This is a genomic window from Hydrogenophaga sp. NH-16, from assembly GCF_004006415.1.
Lineage (GTDB): Bacteria > Pseudomonadota > Gammaproteobacteria > Burkholderiales > Burkholderiaceae_C > Hydrogenophaga > Hydrogenophaga pseudoflava.
In genome coordinates this window covers 4,117,266-4,140,725 of the sequence record NZ_CP029344.1, presented here as the reverse complement: position 1 = coordinate 4,140,725, position 23,460 = coordinate 4,117,266, and the positions used below count along the sequence as shown (strand labels likewise).

The following is a 23,460-nucleotide window of genomic DNA, read 5'->3' as shown; positions in this document are numbered from 1 at the left end:
TCTGCTCGTCCCCTTATCCGAAAATTTTCTGAAAAATCAAAGTGAAAAACGCCCGAGCCGGCGAGCCAACTCAGGCGTTTTCGCGTGTCACGGCAAGCTCAAGATTACTTGCGCAGACCCAGCTTGGCGATCAAGGCAATGTAGCGGTCGGCATCCTTGGACTTGAGGTAGTCCAGCAGCTTGCGGCGGCGGCTGACCATGCGCAGCAGACCGCGGCGACCGTGGTGGTCCTTGGCGTGCTGCTTGAAGTGGGGGGTCAGTTCGTTGATGCGTGCGGTCAGGATGGCGACCTGCACTTCGGGGCTGCCGGTGTCGTTGGCAGCACGGGCGTTGTCGGCCACCACAGCGGCCTTGACGGTTTTTTCGATCATGGTGATTCCAGTCTGGTTACGTGCGACCCGCCGCAGCCGGCCGACCTTTCCCTGGAGAAATCCGGCCGCCACAACGGGCGTGAAGATGCCACCCGGATCGGGCGACAACCGCGCATTATAGACCAGTGGGTCAGGCTGCAGTGCGCAGCCAGTGGCGCAGGCGCTCGGCGCCCTGGGCCAGGCGCTGCGGGTCGCGGCTGGCAAAACACCAGCGAAGCCAGCCCGCGGCTTCCGGCCCGAAGGCGCTGCCCGGGGCCAGCCCCAGCCCCGCCTCCCGCACCAGGCGCTTGGCGGTGGCGAGACAGTCGTCCTGGCCTTCGAGGCGGAAAAAGGCGTACATGCCGCCCTTGGGCTCGGCCAGCTGCACGCACGGGATCTCGCGCAGCAGGGGCACCAGGGTGTCCCGGCAGCGTTGGAGATGCTTCACCAACCCGGGTGTCACCTCGTCACCGCGCTGCAGCGCCACCGTGGCGGCGCGCTGCACGAACACGGGGGCACAGGAGGTGTTGAATTCGATCAGCTTGCCGACCGGGTGCGTCAGCGCCTTGGGCAGCAGCAGCCAGCCCAGGCGCCAGCCGGTCATCAGGAAGCTCTTGGAAAAGCTGTGGGCGACGATCAGCCGGTCATCGGGCTCGGCCACGTCCAGGAAGCTCGGCGCCGCACCGTTGGCCGTGTCGCCGGCGAAGTACAGGCGTTCGTAGACCTCGTCGGCCAGGACCCAAGTGCCGGTGCGGCGGCAATGCGCCAGGATCGCGGCCTGCTCGTCGCGGGTCAGCGTCCAGCCGGTCGGGTTGTTGGGCGCGTTGAGGATCAACAGCTTCGTGGCCGGTGTCACCGACGCCAGGAGGGCGTCCAGATCCATCACCCAGGCGCCATCGGCGGCCACCGTCAGCGGCACGGTGCGCACCCGGGCGCCCATGATCTGCGGCTGCGCCACGAGGTTGGGCCAGGCCGGCGTGACCACCACCACCTCGTCGCCCGCCTCCACCAGCGCCTGGGACGCGAGCATCAGGCCATTGACGCCGCCCGAGGTGACGGCGATGCGGTCGAACCAGTGGTCGGTGGCCAGTTGCGGGTGCAGGGTGTGGGTGTAACCGGCGATGGCGTGGCGCAGTTCGGGCAGGCCGAGGTTGTGGGCGTAGAAGGTTTCGCCCACGTTCAGCGAGGCAATCGCCGCCTCGCGGATGAAGTCGGGCGTGACCTCGTCGCTCTCGCCAAACCAGAACTTGAGCACGCCATCCAGGCCCATGCCCGCATTGGCCACTTCGCGAATGCGCGACTCTTCCAGACTCTCCACCACCGGCCGCATGAACGCTCCAATCAATCAGGGACGTGCCATGTTACAGCTGTGCGGCATCTCGGCCTGCTGGGGCGTGAGCTGGCGGATGACGCGGAAGCCGTAGCCCGAGCCCTCGACATCGAACTTCACACCCGGCGCGCCTTGGCGGTCCATCACGGCCACGGCCAGCGGCTGCTGGAACTGGTGGTCGGCCGCGCGCATGCGGGCGGTCTGGCCCGCCAGCGTGACCTGGGCCTTCTCCAGCTGGGCAGCGATGTCGGCCGCCTTCACCGAGCCGGCCTTCTCAATGGCCTGCGCCAGCGCTTCGATCATCAGCTGCATGCGCATGTGCACGTAGTCGTCGGCCGGGCTGGGAAAACGCTGGCGGAACGACTGGTAGAACGCTTCGGACTCGCGCGTGGGCACATTGGGAAACCAGTCGGCCACGGCCACCACCTTGCCGATGCCGGCGTCGCCCATGGCCGCCGGGGCGCCCAGTGCGTTGCCGTAGAAGGTGTAGAAGCTGCCTTCGAAACCGACCTCGCGGGCGGCCTTGACCAGCAGGGTCAGGTCGTTGCCCCAGTTGCCGGTGAGCACGGCCTGCGCGCCGCTGGCCTTGATCTTGGCGGCGTAGGGCGCGAAGTCCTTGATGCGGGCCATGGGGTGCAGCTCGTCGCCGACGATCTTCACGTCCGGCCGCTGGGCCGCCAGTTGTTGGCGCGCCTCGGCGAGCACCGCCTGGCCGAAGGAATAGTCCTGGCCGATCAGGTAGATGCCTTTCAGCGCCTTGTCTTCCCTGAGCACGCTCATCAGCGCGCCCATGCGCATGTCGGCGTGGGCATCGAAGCGGAAGTGCCAGTAGCTGCACTTGGCGTTGGTCAGCAGCGGGTCGACCGCCGAGTAGTTGAGGAACACCACCTGGCGCGCGGTGTCGCGCTCGTTGTGCTTGTTGATGGCGTCGATCAGACCGGCCGCTGCGGCCGACGAATTGCCCTGCGCGACGATGGTGATGCCTTTGTCGACGGCCGAGCGCAGGCCCGAGAGCGCCTCTTCGGTCTGGCCCTTGCTGTCGAAGCGAACCACCTCCAGAGGCCGGCTGCCCCCTTGCGAGGCCGGCAGCTTCACGCCGCCGCGCGCATTGACGCGCTCGGTGGCCCAGACCAGGTTGCGGTACACCGCCTCGCCGGCGTTGCCCACCGGGCCCGAGAGGCCTTCGATCATGCCGATGCGGATGGGCTCGGCCGCAGGCTGCGCCCAGGCGCTGGTGCATGACAGGGACGCCGCGAACAGGGCGGCCAGGGCGCCGCGGCGCGAGAAGTGTTCAGTGAATTGCATATTGGTGGGCTCCGTGGTTCACCGCCGCAAGGAGTCACCTACGCGACAGATTGATCGCAGTCTAATTCATAATTACAGAGGCCACCCCACCCGGGTATGGCACGGGTTCGGGCGGAAGGATCAGACGGCGGTGTCGGCCGACAACTCGGCCAGTGGCCAGCGTGGGCGCACGTCGAAGTGGTAGCCCCCCGGCGCCAGATCCGCCAGACCGGCCTGCACGCGCAGGCCTGCGGCCAGGGCGATCATGGCGCCGTTGTCGGTGCACAGGTGCAGCTCGGGGTAGTGCACGCGGACCTTGCGCCGGGCGCAGGCGGCGTTGAGCTGCTCGCGCAGCCGGCTGTTGGCGCCCACGCCACCAGCGACCACGAGGCGCTGCAGGCGGGTCTGGTCGAGCGCCGCGAGCGACTTCTTCACCAGCACGTCCACGATGGCGGCCTGCGCGCTGGCGGCCACGTCGGCCTTCTGCTGCGCCGTCAGTGGGTCGGCCAGGTGGCTGGTGGCCGGGCCATCCGGGTGCGCCTGGGCCAGGCGCTTGACCTGGGTGAGCACCGCCGTCTTGAGGCCGGCAAAGGAAAAGTCCAGATCGCCGCTGTGCAGCAGCGGCCGTGGCAGCTTGTAGGCCGCCGGATCGCCCTGCTGCGCCAGCTTCGACAGCGCCGGCCCGCCCGGGTAGCCCAGGCCCAGCAGCTTGGCCGACTTGTCAAACGCCTCGCCAGCGGCGTCGTCGATGGTTTCGCCCAGCAGCTCGTAACGCCCCACCCCGTCCACCCGCATCAGCTGGGTGTGGCCGCCGGAGACCAGCAGCGCGACGAAGGGAAACTGCGGCGGATCGGCGCTCAGGAAGGGCGAGAGCAGGTGGCCTTCGAGGTGGTGCACGCCGATCACCGGCTTGCCCAGGGCCATGCCCAGGGCGCAGGCCACGCCCGAGCCCACCAGCAGCGCTCCAGCCAGGCCGGGGCCGCGGGTGTGGGCGATCGCGTCCACCGCCGACAGCGGCAGGCCGGCCTGGGCCATGACCGCGTCGGTCAGCGGCAGCACGCGGCGGATGTGGTCGCGACTGGCCAGCTCGGGCACCACGCCGCCGTAGGCCTGGTGCATCTCGATCTGGCTGTGCAGCGCGTGACCCAGCAGGCGCGGCGTGGCGTCGCCACTGGCGTCGACCAGGGCGACACCGGTTTCGTCGCAGGAAGACTCGAATCCGAGAATCAACATAGGGCGACGAGTGTACGGGCCACCTTCACTGCAAGGGGTAGCGGCTCAAGCGCTGGGTGTCCAGCAACCGGATCTCGCGCTTGTCGACCGCGATCAGGCCCTGGTCTTCCAGTTCGCGCAGTACCTTGGAGAAGTACTCCGGCGTCATCGACAGGCGCGAGGCGATGGAGGCCTTGCTCACCGGCAGCAGCACGCTGGCCGCGGCCTCGCCGCCCTCTTCGGGCAGGTCGCGCATCAGGTAGCCGATCACGCGCTCAACACCGCTGTGCAGCGAATAGGCCTGCACGTCGTTGACCAGGCCGTGCAGGCGGCGCGAGAGGCCCGCGAGCATGCGCATGCAGAACTGCGCGTCGCCCTGGATCTCGTGCATCACCGCCGCGCGCGACACGCTCAGCAGCAGGGTGTCGGTCAGGGCCTGGGCGTTGATGATGTAGGGCCGCTGCATGAACATCAGCGCCTCGGCGAAGCTGTTGCCCGGCCCGACGAGCTCGATGATCTTTTCCTGCCCGGCCGGCGAGATGGCGAACAGCTTGACCTGGCCCGCCACGGTGACATGGAACTCGTCGCAGGGGTCGCCGATGCGGAAGATGTCGGCGCCACGCGCGAACTCGCGCAACTGGGCGCCCTGGGCCAGGCGCTGCAGCTCGGGCGCCTGCATCTCCTGGAACAGGGGCAGCATCGAGAGGTAGCGCGGCAGGTCGAAGCGGGACAGGTCCATGGAAACAGGCGGTCGGGTCGGTGGAGCCACCGACTGTAGCCGCGAACCGCGACCAGAACCGGACAGCCCTTCAGGCGGCACGGGCCATGAAGCGCTGGTGGACCGCCGACAGCTTGTTGACCAGTTCCTGCGGACGCCGCACCAGCGCGTAGCCCTGGTCGCCGAACAGCGCGGGCAGGTAGTCGTGGGCGGTCTCGTCGATGGTGATGCAGAACGGCAGCAGACCGGCCGTGCGCGCGGCCTGCACCGCGTGGCGCGTGTCCTCCAGGCCGTAGCGGCCTTCGTACACGTCCAGGTCGTTGGGCTTGCCGTCGGTCAGCAACAGCAGCAGGCGCTGGCGTTCGGGCCGCTCGGCCAGCCTCGCGGTGGCGTGGCGGATGGCCGCGCCCATGCGGGTGTAGTAGCCGGGCTTGATGGCCCCCACGCGGTCGCGGGGCCGTGACCCCCAGGCCTCATCGAAGCCCTTGAGCTGGTGGATGCGCACGTTCTGCCGCCGCACCGAAGAAAAGCCCAGCATCTCGAACGGGTCGCCGCTGGCGGAGAGCGCCTCGCCGAACACATAGAGCGCGTCGCGGATCACATCGATCACGCGCGCGGTCTGCGTGGCGTAGGCGTCCGTGGACAGGGAGAGGTCGGCCAGCAGCAGCGTGGCCAGGCTGCGCTCGCTGCGCACCCGACGACTGAACACCGCGGGCGACTCGCTGCGCGGTGCGGCCGCCGCTTCCACGGCGTGGCGCACCCAGGCGTCCAGATCGAGCTCGTCGCCTTCGGGCTGGGCGTGCAGACGGCCCATGCCGCCGCGCAGCACCTCCATGCGGCGGCGCACGCGGCGGGCCGTGACCTTCAGGGCCGGCGGTGGCGAAAAAACCGGTGGCTCGGCCGTCACCAGGGTCTGCAGCGCGCAGTGGTCTTCGATCAGCTGCCCGCGACGCCCGTCCCACTCGGGCAGGCGGATGCCAGGGCCCAGCGGCCGGTCGTCGGCGGCGGCACTGGGCAGGTCGAGGTCGAACTTCACGCGCGAGGCCGTGGTCTGTCCGTCGGGCGCGATGGCGAGCACATCCATGTCGTTGGCCGCGGCCAGCGCGTTGCCGTCGTCGTCATCGTCGCTGGCGCGGTTGACCTTGACGAACTCGCCCCAGGACAGGATGGATTCGGCGCGGAAGAACATCATCAGCGGCGCCTTGTCGCGTTCGTCGGCCACCGTCTGCGCACGGCGGCGGCGCGCGTCCTGGGTGGTGGCTGGGCGCTCGGCGCCCGATGCCTCGGGTTCCTGGTCGCGCGCCACCGGCGCGGCGGCGGCTGCGGCCGTGGTGTCCAGCCAGAGCCAGACCGGCGCCACCTCGTCGGGCCGAACATCGCCGACCGGATGACCGCCCACGGGTTCATCGTCCTGCCCGGCCAGCGCCTGCTGCACCCGGCGCTCGGCCTCGGCGGCTCGGCCGCGCAGGCGCGAGGGGGCTGGCCGCAGTGCGGTTTCGGCAGCCAGCAGCTGGGTGTGGCGTTCGGCCAGACCGGGGAAGGTGGCCAGCGCACGCTGCGTGGCGCGCCGGTTGTCGGCGATCCAGTCACCGGTGGGTTCGATGTGGGCGGCCAGCGCGGCCAGCCACAGGTAGAGCGCGCGGTTGAGCGCCGGGTCGGCGTGCACGGCGATCACCGGCGGCAGCGACAGCGCTTCGGGTTCCAGCCGGCCGGTGGCAGCGTGGGTGCCGGTGCCGGCCACGCGCTGCAGCCAGTCGCGGGCGCCGCCCACGCGGGTCTCGGCCGCGGGCGCCACCCGCACCGCCGGTGCGCCGCCTGCGGCGCGGAACATCAGGTGCAGCGTGCGCTGCATGTCGCCGAGGGTGACCGCGGCCGCATCGTGCTGGCGGTGGGCCGCGCGGCGGATGAAGCGGTCCCACTGTTTGCCGACCCACTCTTCCATCAGACGTTCCTTTCGAGGACGGCGGCCGCCTCGCGCTCGGCCTTGCGTTGGCGCAATGTTTCGCGCACCGCGTCGGCGCCGACCTTCCATTCCAGCAGCGGCTCGCTCTTTTGAGCGGTCCGCGTTTCTTCACACGAATCCAGGCACTGGCCGCACTGCACGCACGAGAACATCATGCGTTTGATGTTGCGCGGGTGCAGGCGCATGGGACAGCCGTTGTCGCAGGCCGAACCCTGCGGGTAGGTGGCGGTGGTGCAGGTGCGGCAGTCGCGGGCGTTGTCGCGGTCAAACGCCACCACCATGCCCTTGGGGTTGGCCATCCAGACCAGGCTCTGGAACAGGCCCACCGCGCAGCCGAAGCGGCAGAACAGGTGGCGGGCGAAGGCGAATTCCAGCGTGAAGATGAGCGAGCCCGCGCCCAGGAAACGCGCCTGGTTGGGCGTGAGCGTGCCGCTGAACAGACCACCCCAGATTTCGGCCGGTGGCAGCAGGTAGGTCAGCAGCGTGATGGCCCAGAGGAAGCCGAACACGGCGCAGAGCGTGAAGAACACCGGCCACCAGCGGGCCGAGGGCTGGACGCCTGCGCGCCGGGTGCGGTGTTTGTCCCAGATGCTGAGCTTGCCGCAGGCGCGGTGCAGCGCGGTGTTGAGCGTTTCCACCAGCGTGAAGTGCGGGCAGAGCCAGCCGCAGTAGAGGCGGCCGTACTTCCAGGCCACGCCCAGGAAGGCGACGATCAGCACGATGGCGGGCAGGAAGGCCCTGACGAAGATCTGGATGGCGGCCTGGTTGGCGCTGATCTCGCCGGCGCGGAAGGCGTCGATGCCCAGACTCCAGCGCTGGCCCAAGACCCAGAGCTGGGCCTCGTGCAGGTCGAAGCGCAGCAGGTTCAGTGCGGGGGCCAGCAGGAACAGGGCGAAGAAGCCGAGCTGGAAGAAGAGGCGGCGGCGCTGCATGTTTGTGTGGCAAACGAGGAGGAAGGCGCAGCGCCGCCGCTGCAAACGGAATTCAGGTGCGGGTTCCGAGGATGGCGACCACCACCTCGTCGAGCGCGGCGGCGGTCTCGAAGTCGTCGGTCAGCGCGTCGACGATGGCCGAACGGCAGGCCACGTGCAGCGTCAGGCCGCTGGCGACCAGGCGCGCCGCCATCACCAGCAGGCGCGTGCTCACGGTTTCTTCGAGGTCGTGGTCGGTCAGGCGCCGCAGCGCCTGCGCCAGCGTCACCAGGCGCTCGGCCAGCGCGGGTTCGACACCCGCCTCGGCCACCACGATGCCGCGCTCCACGTCGGGCGCGGGGTAGCCGAAGGTCAGCGCCACGAAGCGCTGGCGCGTGCTGGGCTTGAGGCTCTTGAGCAGGTTCTGGTAGCCGGGGTTGTAGCTGACCACCAGCATGAAGCCCGGTGGCGCCACCAGTTGTTCGCCGGTGCGTTCGATGGGCAGCACGCGGCGGTCGTCGGCCAGCGGGTGCAGCACCACGGTGGTGTCCTTGCGGGCTTCCACCACCTCGTCGAGGTAGCAGATGGCGCCGCTGCGCACCGCGCGGGCCAGCGGGCCGTCGGCCCAGACCGTGCCCTGCTCGCCGATCAGGTGGCGGCCGACCAGGTCGGCCGCGCTCAGGTCGTCGTGGCAGCTCACGGTGATGAGCGGGCGCCCCAGGCGCGCGGCCATGTGCTCCACGAAGCGGGTCTTGCCGCAGCCGGTGGGGCCCTTGATCAGCACCGGCAGGCGCTGGCGGAAGGCGTGCTCGAAGAGCGCGACCTCGCCGGCCTGTTCGGCGTAGAACGGGGCATTCACCAGATGCTGCTGTTCACTGTGGTCCATGACCGTGTCCTCGTTCCATCAGGCGCGTTGTGCGGGACGGGCACCGAGCACGCCACCACCTGCGCTGGTCTTCACGGTGTCGGCGCGCACCGGCTCGCCACCGATGAAGAAGCTGGCGAAGTACAGCAACTGGCCGAGCAGGAAGATCACACCCCCGGCGACGCGGGTCCAGTAGAAGAAGGCCAGCTGGTCCTGCGTGGCCATGAAGCCCATGGCGCCTTCGGTGGGCATGCGCTGCAGCCAGACCTGGAGGATGCCGGCGCCGGTCAGGGCCAGCACCATCACGGACATGCCGATGGTCATGACCCAGAAGCTCCACATCTCGGCGGACTGGGCCTTCTGGCTGTTGGCGATGCGGCCGCGCAGCGTGGGCATGGCGTAGCTGATCAGCGTGATGACCACCAGCACATAGGCACCGTAGAAGGCCAGGTGACCGTGGGCGGCGGTGATCTGCGAGCCGTGGGTGTAGTAGTTGACCGGGCTGAGCGTGTGGATGAAGCCCCACAGGCCGGCGCCCAGGAAGCCCATGACCGAGGTCCCCACGGCCCACAGCACGGCGGCCTGGTTCGGGTGTTCGCGGCGGCGGCGCTGCACCATGTTGAAGGCGAACACCGTCATCATGAAGAACGGAATGGGTTCCATGGCCGAGAAGATCGAGCCGATCCACTGCCAGTAGCCGGGCAGGCCGATGAAGAAGAAGTGGTGGCCCGTTCCCAGGATGCCGGTCATCAGCGCGAAGGCGATGATCACGTACAGCCACTTGTCGATCACCTCACGGTCCACACCGGTGGTCTTGACCAGCACATAGGCCAGCAGCGCGCCCAGGATCAGCTCCCACACGCCTTCCACCCAGAGGTGGACGACGAACCACCAGTACATCTTGTCGCGCACCAGGTTGTGCGGGTTGACGAAGCTGAACAGGAAGAAGATCGCCAGGCCCCACAGGCCCATCAGCAGCACCACCGTGATGGCGGTCTTGCGGCCCTTGAGCACGGTCATGGTGATGTTGAACAGGAAGGCCAGCGCCACGATCACGATGCCGATCTTGGTCGGCAGCGGCTGTTCCAGGAACTCGCGGCCCATGGTCTCCAGCAACTGGTTGCCGGTGAGTTCGGCCAGCTTGGCGTAGGGCAGCGTGAGGTAGCCGACGATGGTCAGCGCTCCGGCCGCCAGGAAGACCCAGAACAGGATCTTCGCCAGCAAGGGCGAATACAGCTCGGTTTCGGATTCCTCCGGCACCATGTAGTAGGCCGCGCCCATGAAGCCGAACAGCAGCCACACGATGAGCAGGTTGGTGTGGACCATGCGGGCCACGTTGAAGGGGATGTAGGGGAAGAACAGGTCCCCGATCACGTACTGCAGGCCGAGGGTGATGCCGAAGATCACCTGTCCGGCGAACAGCACCATGGCGGCGATGAAGTAGTTCCTGGAGACCGACTGGCTCTGGTACTTGAGTGTTGCGATGGTCATGGTGCTTCTCCGGTCAGCCTTCGATGTTGGGCGGCCACTTCTCGGTGTTGATCTCGCCGGTCCACTTGAGGAACTCGACCAGATCGTTGAGCTGCTGCTCGTTCAGGTCGAACTGCGGCATCTGGCGGCGGTGCGGCGCCCCCGTGGGCATGGCCTTCATCCAGCCCTTGATGAAGTCGCCACCACGGCGCTTGTAGACGTTGCCCAGTTCGGGGGCGAAGTAGGCGCCCTCGCCCAGCAGCGTGTGGCAGCCGATGCAGTTGCGCGTCTCCCAGATCTTCTTGCCCGCCACGACGGCGGGTGTGATCGCCTGCGCGTTGGAGCGCTCGGGGATGCGTTTCTCGGTGTCGAACACGATCACCGCGAAAAGCAGCGCGAAAAACACGCTGCCACCATAGAACATGTTGCGGGCGGTCTGTTTGGTAAACCCGCTTTGCGTCTGGCTCATGGAAGCCCTCCATCACTGGTTGATGGCGCGTATCCTCCTGTTTTGCTCGGGTATCGTCCTTGAACTGGTTCAAGGATGGGGTCACAAGGCCCGTTCACAGTGAGGTTCCATGGACACAAAGACCGATACGAACGCACCGGGCGCCGACCTGCACAGCACCGTCATGGCCGCCCTGGCCACCGTGGACGACCCCGAAATGGGCGAGAACCTGGTGGACCTGGGTGTGGTCGGTGAGGTGCGCATCGACGGCGCCTCGGTCGCCGTCACGCTCATTCCCACCAGCGCCACCTGCCCCATGGCCGATGTGATGGTGGACGACGCCCTGACCGCCGTGCAGCGTGTCTGCCCGCCCGGCACCACGGTGGACGTGCAGATGGACTGGGACACCGAGTGGTCGCCCGAGCGGCTGGCGCCGGCGCTGCGGGCGCGCTTCGGATGGTGAACCCGCCCTCCAGGCCACCCCGCCCTGCGCGCCCGGCCGAACCGCCCCCCCTGCCCCGCTGGGCCGTCGGCCTGGCCGCGCTCATGGCCATCACCAACCTGCTGGGCGCCGTGGGTGGCGGCCTGGTGCGCCTGGGCAGCCTGCCCGCGCAGGGCTTCGGCCCCACCGGCGCCCACGCCATCACGGCCCACGGCGCGGTGATGATGGCCGGCTTCTTCGGCGCCCTGATCGCGCTCGAACGCGTGGTCGCGCTGCGGCGCGGCCTGTGGGTGCCGGTGCTGGCGGCCCTGGGCGGCTGGCTGGCCTGGGGCGTGGGCCAATGGACCGCTGCGGGCGTGCTGTGGGTGGCCTCGGCCGCCGGGCTGGTGTGGCTCTACGCCTGGGCCGGATCGAACCGCGCCATGTCGCTGCCGCTGGCGGTGGAGGCCTCGGGTGCGCTGGCCCTGCTGGTGGCCAACGCCGCCTTCGCGATGGGCCAGATGGACGCCGCCCGCATCGGCTGGAGCGCCTTCCTGGTGCTGACCATCGCCGGCGAACGGCGCGAACTGACGCGGCTGGTGAAGCTGCCCGGGTGGGCCTCGAAAGCCTTCCTGCTGGTCTGGGCCGGTGCGGTGGCCGCGGTGCTGCTGGCGCTGTGGCAACCCGGTGTGGCCACGGTGCTGTGGTGGACCACCATGGCCCTGCTGGCCGCCTGGCTGCTGCGCTGGGACGTGGCCACGCGCCAGTGGCGCGCCAAAGGCTGGGCCGGCCACACTGCGATCTGCCTTGTGGTCGGCTACGTCTGGCTGGCGACGGGGTCGGTGCTGGGGCTGATGGGCCAGACCGTCGCCTGGCACGCGCTCTGGCTGGGTTTCGTCATGGCCATGGTCTTCGGCCACGCCCCCATCATGCTGCCGGCCCTGGCCGGCTGGCGGCCCGAACCCACGCGCTGGGCGCTGCTGCCGCTGGCGGTGCTGGGGGTGAGCCTGGCGCTGCGGGTGGGGGCATCGGTCACGGGCTGGGCGGATGGACTGGCGGCGGCAGGCGCGGGCCACGCGCTGGCGTTTGTGCTGTTCGGGGCGGTGATGGTGCGGGCGGTGCGGCGGGGGCGCTGATCAGCCGCGCAGCCCCACGCTGAACAGCACGATCAGCCCCAGCACCACCACCAGCCAGCCCATCACCAAGCGCCGCCACAGCGCGGGGGCGCTCCGCAGTTCCATGTAGTCCAGCGCGATCAGCGCACCCTTGAAGGCCGAGAGTGCGAGCACGGCGAGTGTCGCCACCGTGCCCAGGTGCTGGCCGCTGACGGCCGCGCCCTCCCCCAGCCACCAGCTGGCCAGGGTGGCGAGCGCGAGCAGCGCGAAGATGGTGTCGGCTTTGTTCAGTCGCATGTTCTTCACAGCCTTCAGCGGATGACGTAGACCAGCGGGAACAGCACCATCCACAGCAGGTCGACCATGTGCCAGAACACCGCGCCCGAGGCCGGGCCCATGTGGTTGGCCCGCCCGTAGGCGCCGGCGCGGGCCTTGAACCAGAGCACGGCGAACACGATGGCGCCCACCAGCACGTGCAGGTAGTGGAAGCCGGTGAGCAGGGTGTAGAGCAGCGTGAACGAATCGGTGGCCCAGTCGAACCCTTGCTGCACCTTGCCCGCGAACTCGTGGGTCTTGACGACCAGGAAGCCGATGGCGCCCGCCAGCGCGGCCAGCAGCCAGTGCGCGCCCGCCCGGCCCTGGTCTGCTTCAAAGCAGCGCACCGCGCGCACGGCGGCCCAGCTGGCCGCCACCAGCAGCAGGGTGTTGAGCGCACCGGTGTGCAGGCTCAGCGCGGCCTGGCCGGGGCCGAACACCTCGGGTTGCAGGTGGCGGGTGACCGCGAACGAGACGAAGAGCAGACCGAAGGTCAGCAGCTCGGCCAGCACCAGCAGCCAGACCACACCGTCGCCGGCCAGGCGCGGCTCATGATGAACAGCCGACATCAGTGGGACGTTCCCTCGGAGCGCGTGATCTTGTTCCATACGTTGTACTTGCCCACCGGCTTGCTCATGGGCAGGCGCTTGAATTCCTTGAAGGTGGCGGCGTCGTAGACGATCAGCGCGCCGTCCATTTCCCAGACGCTGGCCAGTGCGTACTTGCCGTCCTTGGTGAACTCGATGTGGGCCAGGGTCTTGCCGGGTTCCTTCACCGTGGCCACGGGCTGCAGCGTGGTCTTGTCGATGAGGGTCATGGTGTCCTTGGCGGTCGGGCTCATCATCGAGTCGGTCCAGGCGTAGCGACTGTTCTCGTGGCTGCGCATGAAAAAGCCCGGACCGGGCGTGGGGATGGTGGCGACCGGCTTCCAGGTCTTCATGTCGATCACGTCGATGGCGCCGCCTTTCAAGTTCGGAGAGGCCAGCACGGTGCTGCCGTTCCAGGCGAAGGTGATGCCCGAGCCCAGGTGCGGCATGCCGGCGATGGGCAGGTCGGCGATCTTGCGGCGCACGTCGAGGTTGACCACCTGCGCGGTGGCCGCGCCGTCGCCGGTTTTCGGCCCGGATGTGGAGACGTCCTTCGGCCGTGTGGCCCCCAGCACATGGCGGTAGCTCTGGTCGAAGAAGAAGTCGTCCAGCGGCTCCTCCAGCGGCGTGCGGCGCACACCCAGGAAGCCGGGTTTGGCAATCGCCTCGCCCATCTTGTAGTCGTGCACCAGGCCGTCGTAGATCGGCGCGGCCTTCGGGTCGTAGGAAATCTCCCAGAGCTCGGGAATGTCCTTGAGCGCGACAACGAAGCTGTTGCGTGGCGTGGCGTCGTACACGGCCGACACGCGCGAAGTGGCCTTGCCGTCCAGCGTGGCGGCGGCGTAGGTCTGCCGGAGGTTCAGGTCGGCGTCGAACAGCACCACGCTGTGCGGCAGGTAGTTGGCGGCCATGACCCATTGGCCGTCGCCGCTCACGGCCACGTTGCGCATGTTCAGGCCGGCGCGCACCTCGGCCACCACGCGCAGGCGCCAGAGGTCGTACTTGGTGATCCAGCCGTCGCGCGATCCGAAGAACACGTAGCGGCCGTCGGGTGTGAACTTGGGGCCGCCGTGCAGCGCGAAGCGGCTGGCAAAGCGGGTGATGACCTCGAACTTGTCGCCGTCGAGCAGGCTGATGTGGTGGTCGCCACCCTCGACGACCACGAACAGGTTCATCGGGTCGGCGGACCACAGCGGCTTCGCCGGCTCGCCCTTGGGCACTTCGTTGAAGGTGCGCGAGGCGCGGATGTCGGCCTCGGTCCAGCGCGGTGCGGGCAGCACCGGGGTGCGGATGTGGGCCGCCAGCGCGCTGATTTCCTCGGCGCTGAGCTGCTGGGTGAAGCCCGGCATCTGCGTCGCGGGGCGGCCGTGCTGGATGACCTTCAGCGCCTCGGCCGGGCGCAGGCGCTCCAGGCTTTCGGGCAGCAGGGCCGGACCCATGGCGCCGGTGCGCTGCTCGCCGTGGCAGGCGGCGCAGTTCTGCTGGTACAGGGCCTTGGCGTCGATGGTCTGCGCGCCGGCCATGTCCACGCCCATCCAGCACAGGCCCAGCACCAGCGCGGCGCGGGCGGTATTGGCCAGACGTTCGGTCCAGCGGTTCGCGGGTTCAGACATGGTCCACCTCCTTCAGCAGGATGGTCGTGCGGCGGGTGGACGCCGTGGCGTCACCGGCCGGCAGACCGATCTCTTCGTCGCTCAGGTAACAGCCCGGGTCCTCGGCCCAGGCGTTGCCTGTCAGCTGCTGCGCCCGCGTGCGGGTGTTGCCGCCGCAGATGGCGAAGTGCTGGCACTGCGCGCAGCGGCCTTCGACCGGGCGCGGGCTGGTCTTGAGACCTGCCATCAGCGGGTCGGTCGTGTCCATCCAGATCTGCGAGAACGGCCGCTGGCGCACATTGCCCAGGGCGTGGTGCCACCACATGGTGTCGGGGTGGACCTCGCCGAGGTTGTCGATGTTGGCCACGTTCACGCCGCTGGCGTTGCCGCCCCAGGCCACCAGGCGCTCGCGCAGGGCCTCGGTCCAGCGCGGGAAACGCTGCGCCACCCACTGCAGCAGGTAGGGGCCGTCGGCGTCGTTGTTGCCGGTCACGTACTCCTCGTCCAGCCCGTCGCGCGCGGCCTGCCAGGCGCGGTCGTACAGCTGGTCCAGCGCGTCGCGGGTGGACTGGAACTGCGCGTCCTTGCCGCGGTGGATGTTGCCGCGGCCCGCGTAGTTCAGGTGCGAGAAATAGAACTTGTTGACCCGCTCGGCGCGCATCAGGTCGAGCAGCGGCGCGAAGTCGTGAGCGTTCATCGCGGTCATGGTGTAGCGCAGGCCGACCTTGACGCCGCGCTCGCGCAGCAGGCGCACCGCCGCCAGGCTGCGGTCGAAGGCGCCTTCGAGTCGGCGGAACCTGTCGTGCGTCTCGCGCAGGCCGTCCAGGCTGATGCCCACGTAGTCGAAACCCTGCGCCGCGATGCGGTCGGCCATGGGCGCGTCGATCAGCGTGCCGTTGGTGGACAGGCCGGTGTAGAAGCCCATGCGTTTGGCGCGCTCGGCGATCTCGAAGAGGTCCGGCCGCATCAGCGGCTCGCCACCCGAGAGGATGAGCACCGGCACGCGAAACGCCTTGAGGTCGTCCATCACCGTGGCCACCTCGTCGCCGCTCAGTTCACCCGTGTAGTCGTGGTCGGCCGAGAGTGCGTAGCAGTGTTTGCAGGTGAGGTTGCAGCGTCTGATGAGGTTCCAGATCACGACGGGTCCGGGCGGCGTGCCCGACCCGCGGCGGCTGGCGGCGGGCCACTGCCCGGTCTGTTCGGCTTGCGCGAGTTCGCGCATGTACTGGCTGATGCGGAACATGGTTCTCAGCTTTCGGAAATCCGCAATCCTGTCTTCTTGAGGATGGCGGTGGAATAGAGGATGTCGTGCGCGCGGCAGGCGTCGCCGAGCAGCGCCGCGACCTGCTGCGCCTGGGCCTCGACCTCGTCGCGCGAGCGGCCGTGCAGCATGGCGAACAGGTTGTACGGCCAGACCGGCGGCTTTCTCGGGCGGCGGTAGCAGTGGCTCACGAAGGGCAGCTGGCCGATGCGTTCGCCGAGTTCGTCGACGCGTTCGTCGGCCACGTCCCACACGCTCATGCCGTTGGCGGTGAAGCCCAGGCGGTAGTGGTTGGGCACGGCGCCAATGCGGCGGACCAGGCCTTCTTCCAGCATGGCCTGCAGGCGCTCGCGCACCTGTTCGCCGCTGATGCCCAGCGCCGCGCCCACGGCCTCGTAGGGGCGGGGCACCAGCGGCAGGCCCGACTGGGTGGCGCGGATGATGCGGCGGTCCAGTTCATCCAGGGACATGGTGGCCTCCGGGCAGCAGGGGCAGGCGCAGTTCGACAAAGAACTCGCGCTCCTTGGGAAAGGCGTAGACCGGCAGGCCGGTCATGGCCTCGATGTCCTGGGTCACGCGGTCCACCTGGTCGGCGTGTTCGACCGCGATCACGAACCACATGTTCAGCGGCGTGGCGCCGGGCTGGTCGGGGTGGGCCGACTCGCGGCGGTAGTTGTGGGCGATCTCGGGCATGGCACCCAGCTGCGCGGCCACGGTCTCGAAGCGTTGCTCAGGCACGGCCATGGCGGCCAGCACGAAGCGGCCACCGGCGCGTTCGATCTGGAACAGCGGGCCGAAGCGCGTGAGGTCGCCATGCGCCAGCAGGCGCTGCAGACGGTCGATCAGCATGTCCTCGGTGCAGCCCAGTGTGGCGGCGACCTCGGCAAAGGGCCGGTCGCAGAGCGGAAAGCCTCCGTGCAGGCGGTCGATCAGGCGCAGGTCATCGGGCGAAGCCATGGGGCACCTCCGGCAAAGGGGCTGCGGCGGGCGCGACGCTCCAGCCGCGGAAGCGGCGTGCGCCGGTCTGCTTGAAGCGGCGGGTGGAGAACAGCACCTCGCGCGGATGGCTCGCCAGACCGGCGGCGTGGGTCACACGCTCGATCACGGCCATGACCGCCTCGCGGTTCGTGCCGTGCACCATCGCGTAGAGGTTGTAGGGCCAGCCCTCGGCGCGCGTGCGGCGGTAGGCCAGGGTCACGCCCGCCTGTTCGGCCAGCGCCTGGCCGCAGGCGTCCACGCGCTCGTCGGGCACGTCGAACACCGTCATGGCGTTGGCTGAAAAACCCAGTTCGTGGTGGCGTACCACGACACCGAAGCGCTTGAGCCGGCCCTCGGCCAGCCACTGCCCGATGCGCTCGGTCACACCGTCCTCGTCGCCACCGAGTTCGTCGGCCCACTGGGCATAGGGGCGCTCCACCAGCGGCAGGCCGGCCTCGACGCGGCGCGCGAGCGGCCACTGGCTGGAGGGCAACGGCGCGAGTGAGGCCACGGCGGCGGTGGCGCGCATGGGCTGGTGCGCGGTGTCGCCGCACAGATCGAAGCCCAGGTCGATGCGGTAGGGCCGGACCATGCGCAGCCGCAGGGCGGGCAGCCCGGTGGCGTGCTCCAGCGCGCTCACGCCCATCTCGACGGCGTGCCGGTCGGCGCCGGTCATCACGAACCAGAGGTTGTGGTGATGTTCGCGCAGGTAGTTGTGGTTCACGCCCGGATGGGCCGAGACGGCGGCGGCCACGGCCTCGATGCGGTGCGGCGGCACGGCCATGGCGGCCAGCACCGCATCACCACCGCTGCCGTGGGCGAACACGCCGCCGATGCGGCTGATGCGGCCATCGTCCTGCGCGGCCTGCAACTGCGCCAGCACCTCTTCCCGGTCCAGTCCGGTCTGCGCTGCGAGCACACCGAAGGGATCGCGGCACAGCGGGAAGCCGTGCTGCCAGTCGTTGAGCAGGCGCAGGTCGGCGTTCATCGCGGCGTCCACGGCTCAGAACCCCATGCGCGCGGCGCGCGAGGTGAAGAAGATGCCACTGGGCGCGGGCACGTCAAGCCGCGCGCGGGTGGCGAAGGTCTGCGTGTCGATCACGCTCACGCGGTTCTCGTCGCGGCTGCTGATCCACACGGTGTCGCCGCGCGGCGTGAACTCCATGTGCAGCACGGCCTTGCCCGGCTCCAGGGTCTGCACGATCTGCTGGCGCTGGGTGTCGATGACCTGCACGCGGTGGTAATCGGGCACCGAGAAGTTGACCCAGACCTGGCGGCCGTCGGGCCGCGCCATCACGAACACCGGCTGGCCGGCGACCGGGATGCGGCCGACTTCCTGCCAGTTGTCGGTGTCGACCACCAGCACCTCGTGCCGGCCGATGGCGGGCAGGTAGGCGCGGCGCCCGGCCACGGCCCAGCCGCGCAGGTGCGGCATCTTGTAGACCGGCAGCGGCTCCTGGCCCTTGCCGTAACCGCCGAGGATGCGGCGCACCTGGGGCTGGTCGGCCCAGAGGTCGACCATGGCCAGACCGTCTTCGCCGAACAGGCCGGCGATGTAGTGACGGCCATCGGGCGTGACCAGCGCGTCGTAGGGCTGGCGGCCGATGCCGTCGAATTTCTGTGTGGTGACCTTCTTCGGGTCCGAACAGTCGGTGACCCAGATCGCGTCGGCGTCGAACAGGCTGTAGGCGAAACGCCGGCCCGGCAGGTCGACGAGGCCGACCACGCGGGACAGCTTGCCGGGCGCGTATTCGGCCGGAATGTCGGCGACAAGTTCCAGTGTGCGCGCGTCGAACACCTTCACGCCGCCGGGCGTGTAGTTCTGCGCCGCCACCAGCGTGCCGTCGGCGCTGATGGCGCCACCGATGGAGTTGCCGGCCTGCATCACGCGCTTGGCAATCCGCTGAGTGAGCAGATCGACCATGGTGAGCGCGCCGTCGCGCCCGAACACATAGGCAAAGCGCCCGTCTCGCGAGAACACCACCGAGGCGTGCGAGAGGTCGCCCAGGCCGGGCACCTCGCCAATCAGCGCGCGGGTGGAGGTGTCCACCAGATACAGCGTGCCGTTGGCGCGGCCGATGACCACGCCCAGGTCGCCGGTGCCGCGCAGCACGGGCGCGGCGCAACCGGTGAGGCCGCCCACGGCGGCGATGGACGAGAGGGTGGCCGCAGCGGCCAGCCATTCACGGCGCTTCATGGCGTTTTCACCACTTCTTCAGGAAAGCCCTGCTGCAGGCGCAGCGCGATCCAGCGCGCCTCGGGCTCGCTGAGCATCGCCTTCCAGGGCGGCATGGGGGTGCCCGGCCGGCCGTGGAAGATCACGGCGGCCAGGCTGTCGAGGGGAAAGTCGGCCAGGGCCTCGCGCGTCAGCGCCGGGCCGAGGCCGCCGGTCAGGCGCATGCCGTGGCACGAGCCGCAGTCCTGCCGCACCATGCGCACCAGCTCCCGCGAACGCGATGCATCGGGCGAAGGCTCCGACTGCGCGAAGGCCAGCACAGGCCCCAGCAACAGCGCGGACAGGATGGAAGCGGTACGCAGCACGGCAGGCCTCCCGGATCAGGACTTCAGGATCACCGCGATGGCGTCCTTGAGGTCGGGGTCGGCGATCTTGTCGGGCCCGTTGGGCGACATGGGGATGGGGCCGAACACGCCGGACCCGCCCTTGCGCACCTTGTCGAACAGCTTGGCCGTGACATCCTGGCCCTTGTACTTGGCCGCAATGTCCTTGAACGAAGGCCCGACCAGCTTCTTGTCCTTGGCATGGCAGGCCATGCACCCGGCCTTGTTCATGGCCGCCTCGCCGTCGGCGAAGGCAGCGCCGGAACCCAGCGCAAGCACAGCAGCCGCTACAGCAGAAACAAACACTCTCATGAAGTTCTCCAGAAGAAAAACAACGAAAACGAAGTGACTTCACCCAGGGCGCGGTGGAACTGGCTTTGCCAGGCCACTCGCGCCGTCCCCCCTCCGGGGGGAAGCCGCGAAGCGGCGCAGGGGGGCGTCACTTCCTTCGGCGCAGGGGGGAGTCAATAGACATCATGTTGGGTGTTGTGCACGTTGAAGTGCCCCGTCGGCGTGATCAGGCGCGGGTCCTTGATCACAGCCTTGAGCTTGAGCGTTTTGTCGTCCACGATCACCAGCGCGCTCTCCTTGTTCTTGGCGCTCCACACCGAGAACCAGACCTCGTCGCCGGCCCGGTTGAACTCGGGCTGCACGACGCGCTTGGCGCCGTCGTCCTTGATGCCCGCCCAATCGGCGATCGGCAGCACGGTGTAGCCCTTCTCCAGGTTGTCGATGTCGTACACCGCGACCGATTGCGAGATCTTCGGATCGGGGTTGAGCGGGGTGTCCGAGTACAGGTGCCTGCTCTTCGGGTGGCTCTTGATGAACAGCGCGCCGCCGCCCTGGCCCTTGAGGGTCTGCACCACCTTCCAGGCATTCTTGGGGTGCTTGACCGGGTCGGTGCCGATCAGCGAGATGGTCTCGTCGCCCAGGTGGCCGGTGGACCACACGGGCCCGTAGGTCGGGTGCACGAAGTTGGCGCCACGGCCCGGGTGCGGGATCTTGCCCACGTCGATCAGCTTGGTCAGCTTGCCCTCTTTCAGGTCCACCGCCGCGATCTTGTTGCTGTTGTTGGCCGCCACCATGAAGTAGCGCTTGGTCGAGTCCAGGCCGCCGTCGTGCAGGAAGCGCGCGGTGCCGATGGTGGTGACCTTGAGCGCATCGATGTTGGAGTAGTCCACCAGCAGGGTCTGCCCGGTTTCCTTCACGTTCACCACGAACTCGGGCTTGTAGTGGCTGCCCACGATGGAGGCCACGCGCGGCTCGGGGTGGTACTCCTGCGTGTCGACCGTGTTGCCTCGGGTGGCCACGATCTTCAGCGGCTCCAGCGTGTCGCCGTTCATGATCACGAACTGGGGCGGCCAGTACGAACCGGCGATCGCGTACTTGTCTTCAAAGCCCTTGAACTTGCTGGTTTCGACCGAGCGCGCTTCCAGGCCGGTGCGGATCTCGGCCACGTTGTCGGGCTTCTCCATCCACAGGTCGATCATGTTGATCTTGGCGTCGCGGCCGATCACGAACAGGTAGCGACCCGAGGCCGACAGGCGCGAGATGTGCACCGCGTAGCCGGTCTTGACGATGTTGATGATCTGCTTGGTGTCGCCATCGATCAGCGCCACCTCACCCGTGTCCCGCAGCGTGGTGCTGAAGATGTTGGTGATGTTGTAGTTGTTCATCTTCTTCGTCGGCCGCTTCTCGGGCGGGACGATCACCTTCCAGGTGGCCTTCATGTCGGCCAGGCTGTATTCGGGCGGCGTGGGCGCGTCGTGCTGGATGTAGCGCGCCATCAGGTCCACTTCCTTCTCGCTCATCTCGCCGCTGGTCTGCCAGTTGGGCATGCCGGCCGGGGAGCCGTAGGCGATGAACACCTTGAGGTAGTCCGTGCCCTTGCCGATGGTGATGTCGGGTGTCAGCGGTTTGCCGGTGGCGCCCTTGCGCAGCACGCCGTGGCAGCCGGCGCAGCGCTCGAAGTAAATCTTGCGTGCGGTGTCGAACTCGGCCTGCGTCATCGGCGGCGCCTTGGGATTGGTCGCCTGGTACATCGGCTCGTTGACCAGCGGCGATCCGCCGGCCTGGTAGTTGGCTTCCGCCGGGCTGAGCTTCTTGTCTGCAGCCGCCTGCGCGAACGCGCCGGTGCCGATCAGTGCCGCCATCGCCAGCATCGTCAGGCGAATCGTGGTGCGGGATCTCATGATGTTCTCTCTCCGTCGTGGAGCAGCGTTTGAAGTGGCCGTCCCTGGTGGGGCGCTGTGCCCGCTCGCCCGGCTGCTGTCCATGGCCGATGCGAGCAGGCACATGCTCTGCCCGGTCACAGGCGTTGTCCTTGAACTGGTTCAAGGACGGTCCTCCGTCGCGTCCGAACAATGGGCCTCACAACAACGGACGTCCCGGCGATGCAGCCGGGCCGCCATCCCACGACGGAGCGAGTCATGAACCTGGTCAACCTGATCACCCCCGCGCGGACCGCCGATGCCGATGGCTGCGCAGCGCCTCCGGGCACGGTGACGCTGGTGGGCGCGGGCCCGGGCGACCCGGATCTGCTGACGGTGAAGGCGGTGAAGGCCCTGCAGGCGGCGCGGCTGGTGCTGTACGACCACCTGGTCAGCCCGGCGGTGCTGGAACACCTGAGCCCCGACGCCGAGCGCATCTATGTCGGCAAGGAAAGCTCGCGCCACACCCTGCCCCAGGCCTCGATCATCGAACTCATGGTGCAACTGGCGCGCAGCGGCCGCTCACTGTTGCGGCTCAAGGGCGGCGACGGCTACATCTTCGGCCGCGGCGGCGAAGAGGCCCAGGCCCTGGCGGCCGAGGGCATTCCGTTCACCGTGGTCCCCGGCCTCACGGCCGCTCAGGGTGCTGCGGCCTCGGTCGGCATTCCGCTGACCCACCGCGACCACGCCTGTTCCCTCGTGCTGGCCACCGGCCACCTGCGCGACGGCCAGGGCCTGGACATGGACTGGGCCATGCTCGCGCGCCCGCGCCAGACCGTGGTGCTCTACATGGGCGTGAACAACCTGCCCGAGATCTGCCGCCAGCTGATCGCCCACGGCCTGTCGCCGCAGACGCCAGCCGCACTGGTCGAGAAGGCCACCCTGCCCGACGAACGCTGCATCACCGGCACGCTGGCCGAGCTGCCCGCGCTGGCGCTGCGCCACCAGGTGCGCCCGCCGGCGCTGATCATGGTCGGCGGGGTGGTGTCGGTGCGCGCGCAGCTGGTGCCCTCAGCGCCCCCGGTCGCAGCGGCGGCCGCGCCGGTCCATGCCGTGGCCTGATAACAGAAAGAACGCGCGGACACGGGTCAGACGAGAGTGGCTTTGATACGCTGGCGGGCTCCGCCCACGAGCCCTTTGCCGCCATGCCGACCACTTCCCTGACCCTGATCTCTTCCATGGCCACCAAGGCCCTGCTGGCCGACCTGGTGGCCGCGTATTCGGCGCAACAGCCGGACACCATGGTCGCCGTCACTTCGGTCGGCGGCGTCGACGCGGCCAAACGCGTCGTGGCCGGCGAGGCCTTCGACATCGTGGCCCTGGCCTCGGACGCGATCGAGAAGCTGGCCGCCAGCGGCCACGTGGCGGCCGACAGCCGCACCGACATGGTCCGCTCGGCCGTGGCCGTGGCCGTGCCGGCCGGCACCCCGCACCCGGACATCGCCACCGAAGCCGCGCTCAAGGCCGCGGTGCTGGCCGCGCCCACGCTCGGCTACTCCACCGGTCCCAGCGGTGTGCAACTGGCGAAGCTGTTCGAGCGCTGGGGCATTGCGCAGCAGATCGCACCGCGCATCGTCACGCCGCCGCCAGGCACCTCGGTGGGTTCGCTGGTTGCCAAAGGCGAAGTCGCACTGGGCTTCCAGCAGCTCAGCGAGATGACGGGTGTGGTCGGCATCGACGTGATCGGCGGCCTGCCCGAAGCCGTACAGATCGTCACCACCTTCTCGGCGGCCCGCGCCACCGTGAGCACGCAGCCGGATGCCGTACAAAAGTTCCTGGCATTTCTTGCGAGCTCGGAAACCGCCGATCTCAAACGCCGGCACGGCATGACACCTGCCTGAAACTGTCGGGCCCCCACGCTCCAGGCGGCA

At 68.9% G+C, this 23,460-nt stretch carries 25 protein-coding genes; 4 read left to right on the top strand and 21 right to left on the bottom strand.

The genetic code is table 11. The features are described 5' to 3' along the window. Positions 1-104: 104 nt before the first annotated feature. The 10 genes from rpsO to DD542_RS19925 form a co-directional block, all read right to left on the bottom strand. Positions 105-371 (bottom strand): 30S ribosomal protein S15, encoded by a 267-nt coding sequence (rpsO, locus tag DD542_RS19970; RefSeq protein WP_066150048.1) that lies wholly within the window; start codon positions 369-371, stop codon positions 105-107. Positions 372-501: 130 nt separating this feature from the next. Then, positions 502-1,680: a pyridoxal phosphate-dependent aminotransferase gene (locus DD542_RS19965; RefSeq protein WP_079366937.1), complete on the bottom strand. Its 1,179-nt coding sequence runs from the start codon at positions 1,678-1,680 to the stop codon at positions 502-504. Between the two features lie 15 nt (positions 1,681-1,695). Beyond that, complete coding sequence (locus DD542_RS19960; RefSeq protein ID WP_127806829.1) at positions 1,696-2,985, bottom strand: branched-chain amino acid ABC transporter substrate-binding protein; 1,290 nt, start codon at positions 2,983-2,985, stop codon at positions 1,696-1,698. Between the two features lie 120 nt (positions 2,986-3,105). Next, a complete protein-coding gene (gene tsaD, locus DD542_RS19955) occupies positions 3,106-4,197 on the bottom strand; it encodes a tRNA (adenosine(37)-N6)-threonylcarbamoyltransferase complex transferase subunit TsaD (protein ID WP_127806828.1) in 1,092 nt (363 codons plus the stop codon). Positions 4,198-4,222: 25 nt separating this feature from the next. Further along, positions 4,223-4,915: a Crp/Fnr family transcriptional regulator gene (locus tag DD542_RS19950; protein WP_127806827.1), complete on the bottom strand. Its 693-nt coding sequence runs from the start codon at positions 4,913-4,915 to the stop codon at positions 4,223-4,225. A 70-nt stretch (positions 4,916-4,985) separates the two neighbouring features. Continuing rightward, positions 4,986-6,836: a VWA domain-containing protein gene (locus DD542_RS19945; RefSeq protein ID WP_127806826.1), complete on the bottom strand. Its 1,851-nt coding sequence runs from the start codon at positions 6,834-6,836 to the stop codon at positions 4,986-4,988. Then, positions 6,836-7,789 carry a 4Fe-4S binding protein gene (locus DD542_RS19940; protein ID WP_079366941.1) on the bottom strand — a complete coding sequence of 318 codons (954 nt, stop codon included), beginning with the start codon at positions 7,787-7,789 and terminating at the stop codon, positions 6,836-6,838. Before DD542_RS19940 ends, DD542_RS19945 begins: the two co-directional genes overlap by 1 nt. A 52-nt stretch (positions 7,790-7,841) precedes the next feature. Beyond that, positions 7,842-8,654 (bottom strand): CbbQ/NirQ/NorQ/GpvN family protein, encoded by an 813-nt coding sequence (locus DD542_RS19935; protein WP_127806825.1) that lies wholly within the window; start codon positions 8,652-8,654, stop codon positions 7,842-7,844. Between the two features lie 18 nt (positions 8,655-8,672). Beyond that, on the bottom strand, positions 8,673-10,124 hold the full coding sequence (locus DD542_RS19930) for a cbb3-type cytochrome c oxidase subunit I (protein WP_066150024.1): 1,452 nt from the start codon (positions 10,122-10,124) through the stop codon (positions 8,673-8,675). Between the two features lie 13 nt (positions 10,125-10,137). Beyond that, the gene (locus DD542_RS19925) at positions 10,138-10,572 is read right to left on the bottom strand and encodes a cytochrome c (protein WP_066150021.1); all 435 of its coding nucleotides are present in this window, start codon (positions 10,570-10,572) and stop codon (positions 10,138-10,140) included. A 109-nt stretch (positions 10,573-10,681) separates the two neighbouring features. Between DD542_RS19925 and DD542_RS19920 the strand changes: the two genes are divergently transcribed. Together DD542_RS19920 and DD542_RS19915 are read left to right on the top strand one after the other, a co-directional pair. Further along, positions 10,682-11,014, top strand: a complete 333-nt coding sequence (locus DD542_RS19920; protein WP_127806824.1) for a metal-sulfur cluster assembly factor — start codon at positions 10,682-10,684, stop codon at positions 11,012-11,014. 83 nt (positions 11,015-11,097) lie between these two features. Then, positions 11,098-12,108, top strand: coding sequence for a hypothetical protein (locus DD542_RS19915; RefSeq protein WP_127806823.1), 1,011 nt, complete (start codon positions 11,098-11,100; stop codon positions 12,106-12,108). Here the strand turns inward: DD542_RS19915 and DD542_RS19910 are convergent, their stop codons facing one another. From DD542_RS19910 to DD542_RS19860, 11 genes are all read right to left on the bottom strand, one after another. Next, on the bottom strand, positions 12,109-12,384 hold the full coding sequence (locus DD542_RS19910; RefSeq protein ID WP_127806822.1) for a cytochrome C oxidase subunit IV family protein: 276 nt from the start codon (positions 12,382-12,384) through the stop codon (positions 12,109-12,111). A 14-nt stretch (positions 12,385-12,398) separates the two neighbouring features. Then, positions 12,399-12,971, bottom strand: coding sequence for a cytochrome c oxidase subunit 3 (locus tag DD542_RS19905; protein ID WP_127806821.1), 573 nt, complete (start codon positions 12,969-12,971; stop codon positions 12,399-12,401). Continuing rightward, positions 12,971-14,524 (bottom strand): nitrite reductase, encoded by a 1,554-nt coding sequence (locus DD542_RS19900; RefSeq protein WP_241559817.1) that lies wholly within the window; start codon positions 14,522-14,524, stop codon positions 12,971-12,973. The genes DD542_RS19905 and DD542_RS19900 overlap by 1 nt, the downstream gene beginning before the upstream one ends. Positions 14,525-14,594: 70 nt before the next feature. Beyond that, positions 14,595-15,824 carry a heme d1 biosynthesis radical SAM protein NirJ gene (gene nirJ, locus DD542_RS19895; protein ID WP_127806819.1) on the bottom strand — a complete coding sequence of 410 codons (1,230 nt, stop codon included), beginning with the start codon at positions 15,822-15,824 and terminating at the stop codon, positions 14,595-14,597. Between the two features lie 5 nt (positions 15,825-15,829). Further along, positions 15,830-16,312: an AsnC family transcriptional regulator gene (locus DD542_RS19890; RefSeq protein WP_066149997.1), complete on the bottom strand. Its 483-nt coding sequence runs from the start codon at positions 16,310-16,312 to the stop codon at positions 15,830-15,832. Then, positions 16,299-16,799 carry an Lrp/AsnC family transcriptional regulator gene (locus tag DD542_RS19885; RefSeq protein ID WP_127806818.1) on the bottom strand — a complete coding sequence of 167 codons (501 nt, stop codon included), beginning with the start codon at positions 16,797-16,799 and terminating at the stop codon, positions 16,299-16,301. The genes DD542_RS19890 and DD542_RS19885 overlap by 14 nt, the downstream gene beginning before the upstream one ends. Beyond that, positions 16,783-17,808, bottom strand: a complete 1,026-nt coding sequence (locus DD542_RS19880; RefSeq protein WP_164868442.1) for an Lrp/AsnC family transcriptional regulator — start codon at positions 17,806-17,808, stop codon at positions 16,783-16,785. Before DD542_RS19880 ends, DD542_RS19885 begins: the two co-directional genes overlap by 17 nt. Positions 17,809-17,823: 15 nt before the next feature. Then, the gene (locus DD542_RS19875; protein WP_079366948.1) at positions 17,824-19,017 is read right to left on the bottom strand and encodes a cytochrome D1 domain-containing protein; all 1,194 of its coding nucleotides are present in this window, start codon (positions 19,015-19,017) and stop codon (positions 17,824-17,826) included. After that, a complete protein-coding gene (locus DD542_RS19870) occupies positions 19,014-19,331 on the bottom strand; it encodes a cytochrome c (RefSeq protein WP_241559816.1) in 318 nt (105 codons plus the stop codon). The genes DD542_RS19875 and DD542_RS19870 overlap by 4 nt, the downstream gene beginning before the upstream one ends. A gap of 45 nt (positions 19,332-19,376) precedes the next feature. After that, complete coding sequence (locus tag DD542_RS19865; RefSeq protein ID WP_079366950.1) at positions 19,377-19,691, bottom strand: c-type cytochrome; 315 nt, start codon at positions 19,689-19,691, stop codon at positions 19,377-19,379. A 152-nt stretch (positions 19,692-19,843) separates the two neighbouring features. Then, positions 19,844-21,571, bottom strand: coding sequence for a nitrite reductase (locus DD542_RS19860; RefSeq protein ID WP_079366951.1), 1,728 nt, complete (start codon positions 21,569-21,571; stop codon positions 19,844-19,846). Positions 21,572-21,808: 237 nt separating this feature from the next. Here DD542_RS19860 and cobA point away from each other — a divergent pair, with 237 nt between their 5' ends. Next, positions 21,809-22,651: a uroporphyrinogen-III C-methyltransferase gene (gene cobA / locus DD542_RS19855; RefSeq protein WP_066149978.1), complete on the top strand. Its 843-nt coding sequence runs from the start codon at positions 21,809-21,811 to the stop codon at positions 22,649-22,651. 83 nt (positions 22,652-22,734) lie between these two features. Beyond that, complete coding sequence (locus DD542_RS19850) at positions 22,735-23,430, top strand: substrate-binding domain-containing protein (protein WP_127806817.1); 696 nt, start codon at positions 22,735-22,737, stop codon at positions 23,428-23,430. The last annotated feature ends 30 nt before the right edge of the window (positions 23,431-23,460 follow it).